A 14,861-nucleotide genomic window follows, 5' to 3' on the forward strand; every position below is an offset into this window, starting at 1 on the left:
TATGGGCAGCCGCGCCAATGGCGGGCGCGGCTGCCCTTTCTTCCCATCAGGAGACAAGCAATGCGAGCAGGATCTTGTGCCATGGCCGCGCTGACGGCCCTGAGCTGGCTCGGCGCCCCGGCCGCCTTCGCGCAGAACACCGGCAGCGAGCGCGCTCCGGTGATCGATGTGCATATGCATGCCATGGAGGATGCGCCATGGGCTCAGCCGGTCTGCCCCAACCAGTCGAAGTTCCTCGCCTCCGACCCGCGTGACGGCAAGGAAGCTTCCTTTGGCTGGTCTCAGGAGGATTGCACGCCCAAACTCTATCCGGCGAAAAAGGGCGAATATCGCAAGGATGTGCTGGCGGAGATGGAGCGGCTGAATGTCATTGGCGTGGTCTTCGGTCAGCCCGAGGAGGTGAAAAAATGGCAGGAGGCCGCTCCCCCTGGGCGTGTCATCCCTGGAACCGCCTTCCAGACCGGCTCCGGCACACCGCCTGCGTCCGAGCAGCTCAAGATGCTCAACATCGCTTTCACGCGCGACGGCTTCAAGGTGATGGGCGAAATCGGCCTGCAATATCAGGGCACATCGCCCAGCGACATGAGCGTGGATTCCTATTTCGCGCTGGCCGAAAAGCTGGATGTTCCCGTCGCCATTCACATGGGCACGGGCGGATCGGGGCGGGCCAATGTGGCGATGCCTGCCTTCCGCGGCTCGGCAGGAAATCCGTTGCTGCTGGAGGAATTGCTGGCGCGCCATCCACGCCTGCGGGTGCAGGTGATGCATGCCGGCTATCCGATGATCGACAACATGCTGACCCTGCTTCAGGCCAACAGCCATGTCTATGTCGATATCGCCGGGCTGATCTGGAGCTATCCGTTGAAAGAGGTGAACCGCTACATCCAGCGGATTGTTGAGGCTGGTTTCGAGGATCGGGTGATGTTCGGCACCGATCAACTGGCCTGGCCGGGGTTGATGGCTTATTCGATCGGTATCGTGCAGAATGCGGATTACCTGACTTCAGAGCAGAAGCGCGACATTCTCTATAACAACGCGGCACGGTTTCTGCGACTGGATCACATAGCCAAAGGCGGGTAGGCAATCAGGGCCAGCATTCAGCAATTGCCTCGGAAGAGTAAAATGGCTGCTCCTATCCTGGCTGCCAAAAAACAGCCTGCACACGATCTTTGCCAGCAGGAGAGGGCGGGGGAAAGATTTGGGCAGGAGGACCCAGGGCGGCCGATGGGGTGTGGCTTCCAGTTAAGTCCGCGACAGGCCTGGCTGCCAACTTGCAGGTGTCAGAGCGGCTTAGGGACCGGTTCGGAGCTAATTTCTAAAACCGATGCTGGCATGGGTGGTATAGGCATCGACATCGGTGCAGGCCGCAAGCTCCACGCGGGCAGTGGGCTGCTTGTTTGAGGGATCTGAAAAGATTTGCTGCGGATGCCCGGACAAGGACATGGTCTCCGCAGCTTCGGCGTCGCCAAAAAAATGGCTTGAGGACATCGGCGTAAGCCATGGCTGATCAGAACCTGCTTCGGATCATTGGCTATTAGCTTGTTCTATACAGATCCGTGATCCAGCGGCGATTTCCCATTCTCCGGCAGCAGGATCACGGCGCCATCGCTGCCTGCCATCACGCGAATGCCGAAAGACTGTTTGAGTGCCTCGACGAAATCGTCGGAATGGGTCGCGGAAAACATGCCGCCCATCCGCAGGCTGGCCAGATCCGGGTCGCCGATCACCAGCGGCTTGGTGCGATAGCGGTTGAACTCATCCACCGCCTGCGAGAGCGTTTCGCCCTCCAGATGGATCTGCCCCTGCTGCCAGGCCGTGCGCCGGTCGAGATCGCTCGGCGCCAGCCTGATCACCGAGACCGCGGCGGCGCGGATCATCGCGGCGGTGCCTGCCGGAACGGTGGTGGCAGGCGCGCCTTGATCGATCACCGCGACTTGTCCCTCGATCACGGTCACCTCGGTGAAATCCTTGCGCTGGCGCAGGTTGAAAACCGTGCCCAGCGCCTGCACGGAACCGTCGCGTGCGGTCACCAGAAAGGGGCGTTTCGGATCATGGGCGACATCGAAACGTGCCTCCCCCTTCAGAAAGCGGATGGTCCGCTTGCGCTCCTCAAGGTTGACGTCGATGGCGCTGTCGGTGTTGAGGCGGACCTTGCTGCCGTCGGCCAGTTCGATCAGCCGCGCTTCGCCCACTTTGGTGATGTAGCGCTGGCCGCCCAGCATATGCCAGAAGCCCAGCGATGCCGCCGCCGCAATCCCGCTGCCCGCCGCCAGCGCCGCGAAGCTGCGGCGTGAGAGGCGAGGCCCTGTGCGGGCGGATGGTTCCTCGCGATCGGCCCGGTTCCGCAGATCCGCAGTTGGCTCATCCGCGGCACCCCCATGCTGCACGCCCCCCGAGCGCAATGCTTCGGCCATTTCCCAGCCGGCTTCGGCCTTGGCGAAGGCCACGCCATGGGCCGGGCTCTGTTCGACCCAGCGATAGACCTGTGCCCAGGCCTCATCGCTGCCGCTGTCACGCGCCTGATGGAACAGGCGAGCGGCTTCCTGCTCAATCGCTTCCCGTTGCTGAGCGGGAGTTGTCGGGCCGGACGGGGGCGGGCCAGACGTGATCGGGGTCGTCAAACCTTGCATCCTCGAATTGGCCAAGGGCCTGCATCACTTTCAGAGTCGCTTTGGCAATATGCTTGTCGACTGTGAAGACGGATAAGCCCATCTCTTCTGCTATTTCTTTCACCGGCCTATCATGAACACGGCGCAGGATGAAGGCCCGGCGGCATTGCGGGGGCAGGGTCTCCACAATGGCCTCGAGCCGCCGCAACTGGTCGCGCGCCTGAAGCAGACGCTCCGCCGAGAGCGTATCGGCCACCAGATCGAGGTCGACAATATCCTCCAGCACCACGATTTTCGCCCGGCGCGCCTCGTCGATCAGCAGATTGCGGGCGATCTGGAACAGATAGGCGCGCCCCGAGGTGATCCGCGCGAAATCGCCGGTCGCATAGGCCCGCGCCAGCACCTCTGCCACCACATCGTCGAGATCCTCGCGCTGTCTGAGCACGCGGCGCATCCGTCCGCGCAGCGCGGCTTCATGGGGCAGGATGACGGTCTTGAACCAGTCGAGCCGCAAGCGGACAGGATTGTTCGTCACGTGAGGATGCTCCTTTGCGAATCCCTCTGTCGCACCAGCATTCGTGCCTGTTTTCATGAGGGATCGCCCGGCTGCCATACGGTAAACGAACCGGATATCGAGTTTTTGTCATATTTCTGAAAACGGCACTGGCAGACTTGCCCACCCCATCCGTTTCAGCCGGGTAGATCGTCACGAACTCGGGGAAATTTTGTGGGCGCTACACGATATCATTATCATTTGGCCGGGGCGCTGGGCTTATGCCTGGCGGCCATATCCGCTCCGGCGCAGGCCGGGCAGGGGAATATGGACTTCCATATCGCGCGCCAGTCGCTGCCGGCCGCCATGGCGGAGTTTTCGCGCCAGTCGGGCTTCCAGATCCTGTTTCCCTATGACCTGCTCAAGGATGTGAAGACCCATGCCGTCGATGGGCGCATGTCGCCCGAGCAGGCGGTGGTAGCGCTGATCGAGGGCACCGGGATCAAGGCCAATCATGCCGGGACGCGCTCCTTTGCGCTGTCGCTGGCCAAAGCCAATGGCGGTGTGAACGGCACCGGCGCCGAAGTGCGCCCCGTGGCGCTGCTGACCGGCGGGGCGACCAGCTATGTCGCGGCGCAATCCGCGGTGTCAGCCTCCGCAACGTCCCCCGCCGCCAGCGAGGATGCACCGCCACCGGCCACCATCGTCGTCACCGGCTCACGCGGCACCCCGCGCACCGTCACCGACAGTCCGACGCCGATCGACGTGATCTCGGGCAAGGAGCTGGAGACCACGGGCAAGCCGGGCGTGCTGGCCGCGCTCAACACGCTGGTGCCCAGCTTCAACGTGCCCACCCGCGCGGGCGGCGGCACCTCCACTGTGATTTCCACCGGCGGTTTGCGCGGGCTCAATCCCGATCAGATGCTGGTGCTGGTGAATGGTAAACGGCGCCACAAGACTTCGCTGATCAACGCGGTGTCCTCGCTCTACAACGGTTCGGTGCCGACCGATCTGGACATGATCCCGACCTCGGCGGTGGACCATATCGAGGTGCTGCGCGATGGTGCGGCGGCGCAATATGGTTCTGACGCCATTGCGGGCGTGATCAACATCATCCTGCGCAAGGACAGGAACAAGGGCACCGCCTCCTTCACCGCCGGGCAGAACATGGACCGCTCGGATGGCGAGAACTATCTGGCCGAGGCCAGCTATGGCCTCGCGCTGGGTGACAAGGGCTATGCCGATTTCTTCGTCAACGCCAAGAAGCAGGACGCGTCGAACCGCGCCACCGCTATCGCCAACTGCACGGCGGTGGGGCAGGCCACCTGCCTCTATTATCCCGTGAACGGCCAGCTCGACCCGCGTGAGGCCACCGCCGACCGTATGGTCACCAAGAATTACGGTGCGTTCCCCACGCAGGCGGTCAATCTGGGCTACAACACCAGCTATGATGCCGGGGCGTTCGAGGTCTATTCCTTCGGCACCTATGGGTTGCGCAAGTCGCAGCTCGATTTCACCTTCCGCTATCCCAACAATTCGGCCTCTCTGCCGACGGTCTATCCCAACGGTTTCCGCCCCTCGCTCAACATCAATGAGGAGGATTTCGAATTCGCGCTGGGCGCCAAGGGCGTGGTCGAGGGCTGGAAGTGGGATCTTTCCAGCAATTACGGCAAGAACCGCAGTTGGCAGGATGGTTTCAACACGCTCAACCCCTCGCTGGGGCCGACCAGCCCAACCAGCTTCTATGTCGGCTCGCTGATCTCCACCGAATGGGACAATTCGCTCGATCTGACCAAGGGCTACAAGTTGGGCGGCGGCAATCTGCAGGTCTCGGCGGGGGTGATGCACCGGCGCGAAAGCTATGCCGTGCAGCAGGGCGATCCGGGCTCCTATGCGGCAGGCACCTACACCTATGTGGTGAACGGCACGACCATCCGCCCGGCGCCGGGCGCCCAGGCGGCCAATGGCTTTACCCCGGCGGACGCGGGCTACAAGAGCCGCAACAACATCTCGGCCTATCTCGATGTGGCCTATGATCCCACGCGCCACACCACCATCGATCTGGCCGGCCGCTTCGAGCATTTCGACGACAGCAGCGGCAATGCGGTGATCGGCAAGGCCACTGTCCGTCAGGAGGTGACCCCCTGGCTGGCGCTGCGCGGCGCGGTGAACAACGGCTTCCGCGCCCCTTCCATCGCGCAGCAGCTTTATGCCTCCACGACCGGCCAGTTCCGCACGATCAACGGCACGCTCAACCTGCTGCAGATCAAGACGCTGCCGGTGGATTCACCCGCCGCCATCGCGCTGGGGTCAAAACCGCTCAAGCCCGAGCGTTCGCTCAATTTCAGCGCCGGTTTCGTGCTGAAGCCCACGCGGCGCCTGAACATTACCGTCGATGCCTATCAGATCCAGGTCAATGATCGCATCGCCCTGACCTCCACGCTGACCGGCACGGCGGTGTCGAACATTCTGGTCTCCAACGGCCTGTCGGGGGACATCAGCGCGCAGTACTATTCCAACGCCATCGACACCCGCACCCGCGGCATCGATGTGGTGGCCACCTGGAACAACACCGTGGCGCAGCGCGTGAAGATGCAATGGAATCTGGGCTATAACTACAACCAGACGGTCATCACCCGCGTTGCCGCCAATCCGGCGCAACTGGCGGCGCTGGGCGCGAACTATGTGCTCTTCGACCGCGTGTCGCAGATGAACATGACCGAAAACCTGCCCAAGTCGAAACTGTTCCTGAACAATGTCTCCACCTTCGGGCCGGTGACGCTGAGCAGCCGTCTGGTGCGTTATGGCGGTTTCTATTCCAACCAGAATGCCAGCGGCACGGTGAATGGCCAGCCCGTCTATGCCAGCGACCGCTACTTCGGCGCCAAGTGGATCACGGATATGGAGCTGGGCGTTCAGGCGACCAAGGCGATCAATCTGGCGATCGGCGCGAACAATCTGTTCAACGTCTATCCCGATGCCGTGGGTGTCGCGAGCGCCATCTATGGCAATGGCCAATATCCCTCGACCGGCTCCTATGGCTTCACAGGCGGCTATTATTATGGCCGAGTAAGGGTGAACTTCTGATGCAACGCAAGCTTCTTTCCATCGCCCTGATGGCCACGGCCGCGCTGACCGGTGCGGCGGTGGAGGCCAAGGCTCCCATCAAACATACCGCGACCCCTCAGGCAGGCACGCAGATCCTGTGGGACAGCTTCGGCGTGCCGCATATCTATGCGAAAACCGAGGAGGGCGGCTTCTATGGCTTCGGCTATGCGCAGGCGCAGGCGCATGGCGACATCCTGCTCCATATGCTGGGCGAGGCGCGCGCCCGCGCCGCCGAATATTGGGGCGAGAGCTTCGCCAAGCAGGACCGCTGGCTGGTGGCCAATGATGTGCCGCAGCGCTCGGCCAAATGGTATGCGCAGCAGACGCCACAGATGCGCGCCGATCTCGATGCCTTTGCCGCCGGGATCAACGCCTATGCCAAGGCGCACCCCGAGGCGCTCAAGCCCGAGGTGAGGCAGGTGCTGCCGATCAGGGGCGTGGACATCATGGCCCATGCGCATCGCCTGATGAACTATGTCTACATCGCCTCGGACCAGCGGGTGCTGGTCAATCCGGCGACGAACAATGCGGGCGGGTCGAATGCCTGGGCGGTGGCGCCCTCGCGCTCGGCCAGCGGGCATGCGATGCTGCTGGCCAACCCGCATCTGCCCTGGGCGCCCAGCATCCTGACCTATTTCGAGGCGCAGATCAGCGCGCCCGGCCTCTCGATCTATGGCGCGACGCAGGTCGGCCTGCCGGTGCTGCGCTTCGGCTTCAACAACAATCTGGGCTTCACCAATACGGTGAACACGATTCAGGGCTACACTTCCTATAAGCTGACGTTGAGCGGTGAGGGCTATAGCTTCGATGGCAAGACCCTGCCCTTTACCACCCAGCAGAAGAGCTTCAAGGTCAGGCAGGCCGACGGCAGCCTGAAGACCGAAACCTTCACCCAGCGCTACGCCGTTCAGGGCCCGGTCTTCGATCTGCCCGGCGGTCAGGAGACGATCGCGCTCAAGGTCGCCGGGCTGGACCGCCCCGGCGTGCTGCAGCAATATCTCGATATGGGCAAGGCGCAGGACTGGGCCCATTTCGAAAGGGCGCTGCGCACGGTGCAGGCGCCGATGTTCAACATCGTCTATGCCGACCGGGCGGGCCATATCCTCTATCTCGATAATGGCATCCTGCCGGTCCACAAGCAGGGCGGCAGCTATGCCGATTGGGTCAAGCCCGTGGCGGGCGACACCTCCTCCACCCTGTGGAAGGATGTTCACACTTACGACGACCTGCCCAAGGTGCTCGATCCGGCGAGCGGCTTTGTGCAGAACGCCAATGATCCGCCATGGCTGGCAACCTATCCGCGCGTGCTCGATCCGAAGAAGTGGCCCTCCTATGTCTCGGCCATCGGCCCGATGAGCCAGCGCGCCCAGATGTCGGTCAAGCTGCTGGATCAGACCCCCAAGCTGAGCTTCGACGATTTTGTGGCGCGCAAGCTGACCACGCGCAGCCTGATGGCCGACCGCATGCTGCCCGATCTGCTCGCCGCCGCCAAGGACAGCACCGACACCGATGTGCAGGCCGCCGTCGCGCTGCTCTCGGCCTGGGACCATCAGGACAATGCGGACAGCAGAGGCGCTTTGCTGTTCGAGACATGGGCAGGCATTTTCGCGCCGGGCAATTTCACCAGCCAAGCCAATTACGCCGTGAAATGGACGTTGGACGACCCGCTGGAAACCCCGCGCGGCCTGAAGGACAAGACGGCCGCCGTCGCGATGCTGAAGCAGGCCGTGGCCAAGACGAAGCAGCTCTACGGTGCCATCGACCGGCCCTTTGGCGAGGTATCACGCTTCCATCTGGGCCATGTCAACCTGCCGGGCAATGGCGGCTTCGGCAACACCGGCGTGTTCCGCACCATCACCTGGGGCCCGATGAAGAATGGCGAGCGCACCCCGGCCCATGGCGAGACCTGGGTCTCGATGGTGGAGTTCTCCACCCCGATGAAGGCGGTAGGCATGATGAGCTATGGCAATTCCAGCCAGCCGAATTCGCCGCATAACGCCGACCAGTTGCAGTTCCTGACATCCAAGACGTTCCGCACCCTGTGGACCACCCGCAAGGATGTTGAGGCGCATCTGGAATCCACCACCAACTTCTGAAACACAGGGGACAATCACAATGATGACGTTTGCCAAAACCGCGGCCATGGGCGCCGCGATGATGATTGCCGCCGTGGTGGCTGTGCCCGCCATGGCCAAGCCTGCCGCCGTGAGCCATGACGGCAAATATGTCTCCAACGAAGCCAAGAGCTATTGGAGCAATGGCGAGTTTCCCAAGGGCTTCAGGCTGTCCATCGATCTGAAGTGGACGGCCAACAAGCTGGAGTATCACGCCGTCAACACCACCAATCCGGCCAAGCCTTATCTCAACAATTTCGAGGCGACGCTGGATGACGTGCCCGGCCCCTTGCATGAGAATGCCCGCTTCAACCAGATTCGCATCAAGCAACTGGATGCCAACACCTATCAGGTGCTGGAGCAGAAGGATGGCGATGTGATCGTGGGGCAGTATTGGCGCTTTTCGCCTGATGGCAAGACGCTGGTGCGCTGGGGCGTGGGCAAGGCGCCGGATGGCAAGTCCAAGGCTTTCCTCGAATGGTTCGATCGGGCGCAATAGGCCATCACAGCCAGTCTGCTCATACTTTCGGCGCGGCCTTGTGACTTCCGACACGAAGCCGCGTCGATTCGTAGATCTGCTCCTAAAATCATAGATCCCACAGAAATGCCGACGAGCCCGTATGCCTCAAGTGCAAGGATGGCAGCAGGCAGACTACAGACACCACAGCCCCCATGAAGAACTGATCAATCGGCAGCCAGCTCTCACCGCGATCAGCAGGTAAAGCGAAGTGCCTCGCCTTTATGGCGTTGAGTACAGCAAGCAAGTTTACGCCGGAAGCGGCGGATGCGATTCTGCACACCATGGCCCTTGGCACCGCAAACAGCATATCAAGAAGAATGGCACAAAGTCGCCGCAAGCTCGCCATTGTCCTCGCCTCTCGATCAAAGGCGTTATAAACAAAGGACAGTTTGGCGCAATTCATTGCGGATGCTCGCGTGCAGCACAAGCCGGTGAGGCTGCTACACAAAACAAAGCGGCCAGTCCCCGCGTGCCAAGCGCCAACATGCTGACGTGCATGTGAACCTCGCTTAGGCGCCATCGATTTTTCAGCTCATTACAGCCGGATCTGCCTGAAATGCCGGAGAGAATTCCTGACAGAAAACGCTATGCAAACCATGGGAAAGAATGATCAACGCCCAGGTGATGATGCGAAAGGCATAACGCCCTCTCGCCCAACCGGTGGCAACATATTTTCCGCGCACTTATCAGTTCACGTTATAAGAATATAGGTCAATTGTATTTCACTTGATCTGCGCCGCGCTCCATCACCCCTCCAGACAAGAAAACCACCAAGGTGGGGAGGGAGAACAATCCGGATCGGACGCGCATGGCCGCGTTCCGAAAGGGCATCTCCTCGCCGATGGTCTGGAGGAGGTGCGCATGACGGGGGTATTCGGAACAAAACATTGGCTGATGGCGGGCACGGCGCTGACCGTCGGCATCGCCGGTCTGCAAGGGCAGGCCTGCGCCCAGGCTCCGGCTGCAACCGCGCCAGCCGCCGATCAGGTGCAGGCCAGTGAGGCCAAGCCGCAGGACATCGTGGTGACCGGTTCCTATCTCGGCAACATCCGGCAGGAGAACCGCGCCTCGCCCATTCTGGCGGTGGACAATGCCGCCATCGAGCGCACCGGCTCCTCCTCGATCGGCGATCTTACGCGGTTTATCCCGCAAAATGTCGGCAGCACGGGCGGTTTGCAGGATCTCTCCAAGGGCGGCGCGGATTCGCGCGATACGCGCTCGGCCAATCTGCGCGGGCTGGGTTCGGGATCGACGCTGGTGCTGCTCAACGGGCGCCGCGTGACGCCTCAGGCGGGCGACGATTACGTCAACCTCAACAGCCTGACGCCCGATATCGCCATTCAGCGGGTCGAGGTGCTGCTGGACGGCGCTTCCTCCACCTATGGCGCCGATGCGGTGGCGGGCGTGTTCAACGTGCTGACCGATACGAAGTTCAAGGGCTTCAAGACCTCGGCACAGTTCACCAGCATCGACAAGTCGCCCGCCTGGAACGTGCAGGCCATGCTGGGGCTGGGCAGCGACCGGTTCCACACCGTGCTGTCGGCCTCCTACCGCTTTCAGGACAATCTGCAGAATTCGGATCGCGCGGTCACGAATTTCGTCAACAACACCGCCAGCGGCTATCCCGGCAGCTATCTGCTGACCGGGCGCCCGCTGACCTCGACCGGTGGCCATGTGGTGATCGGCGGCAATGACTATACCGCGCTTTACGATGCCAACAAGGCCGCCAATGGCACGCTGAAAGTGGTGGACCCCAATTGCGGCGCTGCGGGTACCAACAGTGTCTATTCGCCAACCGGCGGTGCCAGTTTCGGCGTTGGCAACTGCCTCTATAATTTCCAGCCAAAGAACCCGATCCGCCCGCGCGCGCGTAGCATCAACATCCACGACGACAGCACCTTCGAGATCAACGACGCCAACACGATCTTCTCCGAAATCAGCTACTACCATCAGGATTCAGACCGTTTCGGCGTGCCTTCCTATGCCCAGAACGCGGGCAATGCGACGATGCCCGCCTCCAACCCCTACAACCCCTTCGGCGTGAATGTGCTGTTCTATGGCCGCACCATCGGCGCTCAGGGTTTTCCGGGCGGCTATGACTATCGCGTGATGCGCGATACGGTGAACCAGCAGCATTATGTGCTGGGCGGGCGCGGCAAGCTGATCGGGCGGTGGAACTATCTGGCGACGCTGACCTATTCGGCCTCGCAGACCATCGCGCGCGACCGCGACACCGATATGAACCTGTTCCAGGCGGCGCTGCGCGGTTACGGCGGGCCCAACTGCAACACCAACTTCCTGGGCGGCGCCAGCGGCGCGGTGGCGGGGCAGGGCAGTTGCCTCTATTACAGCCCGCTGCAGGCCAATCTGTCGCAGATGGACCCGTCGCTGATCTACAATCTGCAGAGCGACGTCTTCACCGATTACAAGCGGCAATATTACATCGCCGAGGCCGTCGCCAACGGCCCGCTGGCCAGCATCAATGGCCATGAGATCGCCGTGGCCGTGGGCGCGCAATACCGCCGCGAAACCTCCACCACCACCTATTCGGATCTGCTGCTGTCCGGCTATGGCGGCTTCCTCGGCAAGCATCTCAACACCAGCTTCGCGCGCGAGGTGAAGAGCGTCTTTGCCGAAGCCAATTACGAACCCATCGACATCCTGACCCTCAACGCCGCCGCGCGTTACGAGGATGCGGGCGGCTACAGCAAGCTGGTCCCCAAGGTAGCGGTGAACTTCCGCCCGGTGGAATGGTTCTCGCTGCGCGGGTCCTACAGCAAGGCGTTTCAGGCGCCCACGCTGGCCAATGGCTCGGGCTCGCTGATCGGCACCAATGTGGTCAATGTCACCGATCCGGTCGATGGCACAACCTCGTTCCGCACGATCCAGACCTATGGCAACCCCAATCTGAAGCCACAGTCCTCCACCGTCTACAACATTGGCGCCACCTTCGTGCCGACGCGGCGGGCGCGGATTTCGCTCGATTACTGGAACTATCAGTTCAACAACCAGATCTCGACACAGAACCCGCAGCAGGTGGTCAACACCGCGCCCAACGGCAGCGCGGTGATCCGCGATCCGCTGACTGGCGGACTGCAATCGGTGCTGGTCTCCAGCTTCAACGCGCCCAGCGGCACCAAGACGGCGGGTCTCGACCTGCAGGGCCAATATGGCTTCGATGCCGGGCCGGTGAAGCTGACCCTGCGTGACACGCTGACCTGGCTGCTGACCTATGATGTCGACACCGGCGTGCTGCTGCGCGATGCTGGCGGCAATGTGACGGGATCGGTGGTCTACAATGGCGTTGGCTATCGCAATGCCTTCAACCAGTCGCCCACGTCTTCGTCCGCCGCGCCGCGCTGGCGCAGCGTGGCGGGGGTGGATGCCAGCTATGGCCGCCACACGCTCTCGCTGACATGGCGCTACACCTCGGGCGTGAAGGACGATTACGGGCAGAATATCAACACCAGCGGCACGGGCACGGTGCTGCCCAATGTGACGGCCAGGGTCGCCTCCTTCTCGGTGTTCGACGCGCAATACAGTCTGAATTTTGGCAAGGATAATCGCTATGATCTGACGCTGGGCATGATCAACATCTTTGACAAGGCTCCCGGCGCCGCGCTCTACAACGGCTATCTGCCCTCGATCGCCGATCCCTTCGGGCGGCAGATGTACGCCCGCGTTTCGGCGAAGTTCTGATGTTGGCTGGCGAGGTCATGGCATCGGCGCTCCCCGAAGGCATCTGCCTGCTGGACGCCGCGCCTGCGCCTCGCCACCATGCGCCCTTTCTCCGGCCCGATGGCCGGCTTCCTCTGGCGCAGAGATTTCGTATGCCCCGCACGCCCAGCCTCTCCGTCTTGCGGCAGTTCCGCATTCTGGCCCAGACCGTCAACTTCAGCCGCGCGGCGGAGATGAGCTGCGTCTCGCAACCGGCGCTGTCACGCACCATCCGCCTGCTGGAGGAAGACCTTGGCGGGCGCCTGTTCGACCGCAACCGCCGCCATGTTTCACTGACCCCGGCGGGCGAGGATCTGCTGCGCCTGACCGAACGCCTGATCGCCGATTTCGACGAGGCTTTCGACCAGCTGGGCCAGACCCTGTCGGGCCAGCGCGGGCGGGTGGTGCTGGGCGTGTTGCCCTCCTATGCCGTGGGCGATCTGCCGCAAGTGCTCAGCCGCTTTCGCGACCAGTGGCCGGGGGTGGATGTGACGGTTCGCGAGGGACTGGCGGGCACCATCTATCAGCACTTGCGCGAAAGGCTGATCGATCTGGCGGTGATGACCCCGCCAGAGGAGACGGAAGAGGATTTCACCTTCCTGCCGCTGTTTTCGGACCCCTGCGCGTTGGTCTGTCGCGCCGGAGAAGCGTCGCCGACCCCCGATTGGAACAGTTTCACGCAAAGCCCCTTTATCGCCATGGCCCCTTCCAGCAGCGTGCGCCAGATCACCGATGCGGCCTTTGCCCGCGCGGGGCTGACCCCGCGTCCGCTCTATGAATGCGCACAGCCCGCCACGCTGGGCGCCTTTATCGCGGCAGGTCTGGGGATCAGCGCTCTGCCTCTGTCCTGCCGCCCAATGGTGGGCGCGCATGATCTGGAATGGCACCGGCTCGACGATCCGCAATCGGAGCGACTGATCGGCATTGCCCATCTCTCGGGCCGCAGCCTGTCGCCCGCCGCGCAGAACATGATGGCGGCGCTCTCCGCCGGGGAGGGCTGAGCGATGCTTGCTCTAGGCGCCCTCGCCATCGTCGGCGTGATGCTGGCGGTGATCCTCACCAACCGGCTATCGCCTCTGGCGGCCATGATCCTGATCCCAGTGGCGGGCGCGCTGCTGCTGGGGCAGGGCGCGGGCGTGCCGGGCTGGATCATCGCGGGGGTGACCAAGATCGCGCCGGTGGCAGGCATGTTCGTCTTCGCCATCCTGTTCTTCGGCGTGGTCAGCGATGCCGGGCTGCTGGCGCCGTTGGTGAGCGGCGTGCTGCGGCTGGTGGGCCGTCGCCCCTCGCGCATTACGGTAGGGACATCGCTGCTGGCGCTGCTGATCCATCTCGACGGATCAGGCGCGGTGTGTTTCCTGATCACCGTGCCCGCCATGCTGCCGCTCTATGACCAACTGGGCATGGACCGGCGCATTCTGGCCTGCTGTGCCTCGCTGGCGGCGGGCGTCAATTTCCTGCCCTGGACAGGGCCGACCCTACGCGCCAGCGCGGCGCTGCATCTCACCACGGCGCAGATTTTCGCGCCCATGCTGCCGGTGCAGATCGTCGGCCTGATCTTCGTCTTTGGCGCTGCATGGTGGATGGGGCGGCGCGAGGAAAAACGCCTCACTGCCCTGCCGACCATCGACCGCGAGATCGCGCAAGCCACTGCAGTCAGCGCCCCCGACCCGCTGCATCGCCCGCGCCTGTTCTGGCTCAATCTGGCAATCACGCTGGCGGTCATCGCGCTGATGGTCACCGGCAAGGCCGAGCCTGCCGTGGTCTTTATGGTCGCCACCGCGCTGGTGCTGGCCATCAACTATCCCCGCGCCGAAGACCAGCGCGCCCGCATCGAGGCCCATGCCCGCCCCGCCATGATGATGGCCGGCATCCTCTTCGCCGCCGGGGCCTTCACCGGCATCATGAATGGCGCGGGGCTGATCCATGCGCTGGCGCAATCCAGCGTGGCTCTGGTGCCCAGCGGCATGGGCGCGCGCATTCCGCTGCTGGTGGCGGTGACCTCCATGCCGCTGAGCATGCTGTTCGACCCGGACAGCTTCTATTTCGGCGTGCTGCCGGTGGTGGCGCAGGTGGCCGGGCATTTCGGCGTGGCGCCGGTGCAGGTGGCGCAGGCCGCGCTGCTGGGCATGCATACCGTCGGCTTTCCTGTCAGCCCGCTGACGCCCGCCACCTTCCTTGTCGCAGGGCTCAGCCGCATTGAACTGGGCGCGCATCAGCGCTTCGCCTTCCCATGGCTGTTTGCCGCCACGCTGGTGATGACGCTGGCGGCGCTGGCCCTTGGCCTGATCGGATTATGA

10 protein-coding genes are annotated in these 14,861 nt (G+C 62.9%); 7 read left to right on the top strand and 3 right to left on the bottom strand.

The window, feature by feature from the left end; genetic code table 11:
- The first annotated feature begins 81 nt into the window (after nucleotides 1-81).
- Nucleotides 82-1,080 (top strand): amidohydrolase family protein, encoded by a 999-nt coding sequence (locus tag ABDW49_RS24040; protein WP_343615919.1) that lies wholly within the window; start codon nucleotides 82-84, stop codon nucleotides 1,078-1,080.
- Between the two features lie 228 nt (nucleotides 1,081-1,308).
- On the opposite strand, the gene ABDW49_RS24045 is transcribed toward ABDW49_RS24040, so the two are convergent.
- From ABDW49_RS24045 to ABDW49_RS24055, 3 genes are read right to left on the bottom strand one after another with little or no spacing between them, the layout of a single operon-like run.
- On the bottom strand, nucleotides 1,309-1,488 hold the full coding sequence (locus ABDW49_RS24045) for a hypothetical protein (RefSeq protein WP_343615921.1): 180 nt from the start codon (nucleotides 1,486-1,488) through the stop codon (nucleotides 1,309-1,311).
- 56 nt (nucleotides 1,489-1,544) lie between these two features.
- On the bottom strand, nucleotides 1,545-2,621 hold the full coding sequence (locus ABDW49_RS24050; RefSeq protein WP_343615923.1) for a FecR domain-containing protein: 1,077 nt from the start codon (nucleotides 2,619-2,621) through the stop codon (nucleotides 1,545-1,547).
- Complete coding sequence (locus tag ABDW49_RS24055) at nucleotides 2,548-3,144, bottom strand: sigma-70 family RNA polymerase sigma factor (protein ID WP_343615924.1); 597 nt, start codon at nucleotides 3,142-3,144, stop codon at nucleotides 2,548-2,550. The genes ABDW49_RS24050 and ABDW49_RS24055 overlap by 74 nt, the downstream gene beginning before the upstream one ends.
- 285 nt (nucleotides 3,145-3,429) lie before the next feature.
- On the opposite strand from ABDW49_RS24055, the gene ABDW49_RS24060 reads away from it, so the two are divergent.
- The 6 genes from ABDW49_RS24060 (at nucleotide 3,430) to ABDW49_RS24085 (ending at nucleotide 14,861) form a co-directional block, all read left to right on the top strand.
- Entirely contained in the window at nucleotides 3,430-6,189 is a 2,760-nt protein-coding gene (locus ABDW49_RS24060) for a TonB-dependent receptor (protein ID WP_343615926.1), read from the top strand.
- Entirely contained in the window at nucleotides 6,189-8,306 is a 2,118-nt protein-coding gene (locus tag ABDW49_RS24065; protein ID WP_343615928.1) for a penicillin acylase family protein, read from the top strand. The genes ABDW49_RS24060 and ABDW49_RS24065 overlap by 1 nt, the downstream gene beginning before the upstream one ends.
- 19 nt (nucleotides 8,307-8,325) lie before the next feature.
- Nucleotides 8,326-8,823, top strand: coding sequence for a hypothetical protein (locus ABDW49_RS24070; protein ID WP_343615930.1), 498 nt, complete (start codon nucleotides 8,326-8,328; stop codon nucleotides 8,821-8,823).
- A gap of 882 nt (nucleotides 8,824-9,705) precedes the next feature.
- Nucleotides 9,706-12,543, top strand: coding sequence for a TonB-dependent receptor (locus ABDW49_RS24075; protein WP_343615932.1), 2,838 nt, complete (start codon nucleotides 9,706-9,708; stop codon nucleotides 12,541-12,543).
- Between the two features lie 17 nt (nucleotides 12,544-12,560).
- Complete coding sequence (locus ABDW49_RS24080; protein WP_343615934.1) at nucleotides 12,561-13,562, top strand: LysR substrate-binding domain-containing protein; 1,002 nt, start codon at nucleotides 12,561-12,563, stop codon at nucleotides 13,560-13,562.
- 3 nt (nucleotides 13,563-13,565) lie between these two features.
- On the top strand, nucleotides 13,566-14,861 hold the full coding sequence (locus ABDW49_RS24085) for a citrate:proton symporter (RefSeq protein WP_343615936.1): 1,296 nt from the start codon (nucleotides 13,566-13,568) through the stop codon (nucleotides 14,859-14,861).

The sequence above is a fragment of the Novosphingobium sp. genome (genome assembly GCF_039595395.1).
Classification (GTDB): Bacteria; Pseudomonadota; Alphaproteobacteria; order Sphingomonadales; family Sphingomonadaceae; genus Novosphingobium.

What these genes read in the sequence shown, in the direction of transcription:
- ABDW49_RS24065 (WP_343615928.1), top strand. Translation starts at nt 6,189, where the DNA reads ATGCAACGCAAGCTTCTTTCCATCGCCCTGATGGCCACGGCCGCGCTG.
- ABDW49_RS24085 (WP_343615936.1), top strand. Translation starts at nt 13,566, where the DNA reads ATGCTTGCTCTAGGCGCCCTCGCCATCGTCGGCGTGATGCTGGCGGTG.
- ABDW49_RS24060 (WP_343615926.1), top strand. Translation starts at nt 3,430, where the DNA reads ATGGACTTCCATATCGCGCGCCAGTCGCTGCCGGCCGCCATGGCGGAG.
- ABDW49_RS24080 (WP_343615934.1), top strand. Translation starts at nt 12,561, where the DNA reads ATGGCATCGGCGCTCCCCGAAGGCATCTGCCTGCTGGACGCCGCGCCT.
- ABDW49_RS24075 (WP_343615932.1), top strand. Translation starts at nt 9,706, where the DNA reads ATGACGGGGGTATTCGGAACAAAACATTGGCTGATGGCGGGCACGGCG.
- ABDW49_RS24045 (WP_343615921.1), bottom strand. Translation starts at nt 1,488, where the DNA reads ATGTCCTCAAGCCATTTTTTTGGCGACGCCGAAGCTGCGGAGACCATG.
- ABDW49_RS24040 (WP_343615919.1), top strand. Translation starts at nt 82, where the DNA reads ATGGCCGCGCTGACGGCCCTGAGCTGGCTCGGCGCCCCGGCCGCCTTC.
- ABDW49_RS24070 (WP_343615930.1), top strand. Translation starts at nt 8,326, where the DNA reads ATGATGACGTTTGCCAAAACCGCGGCCATGGGCGCCGCGATGATGATT.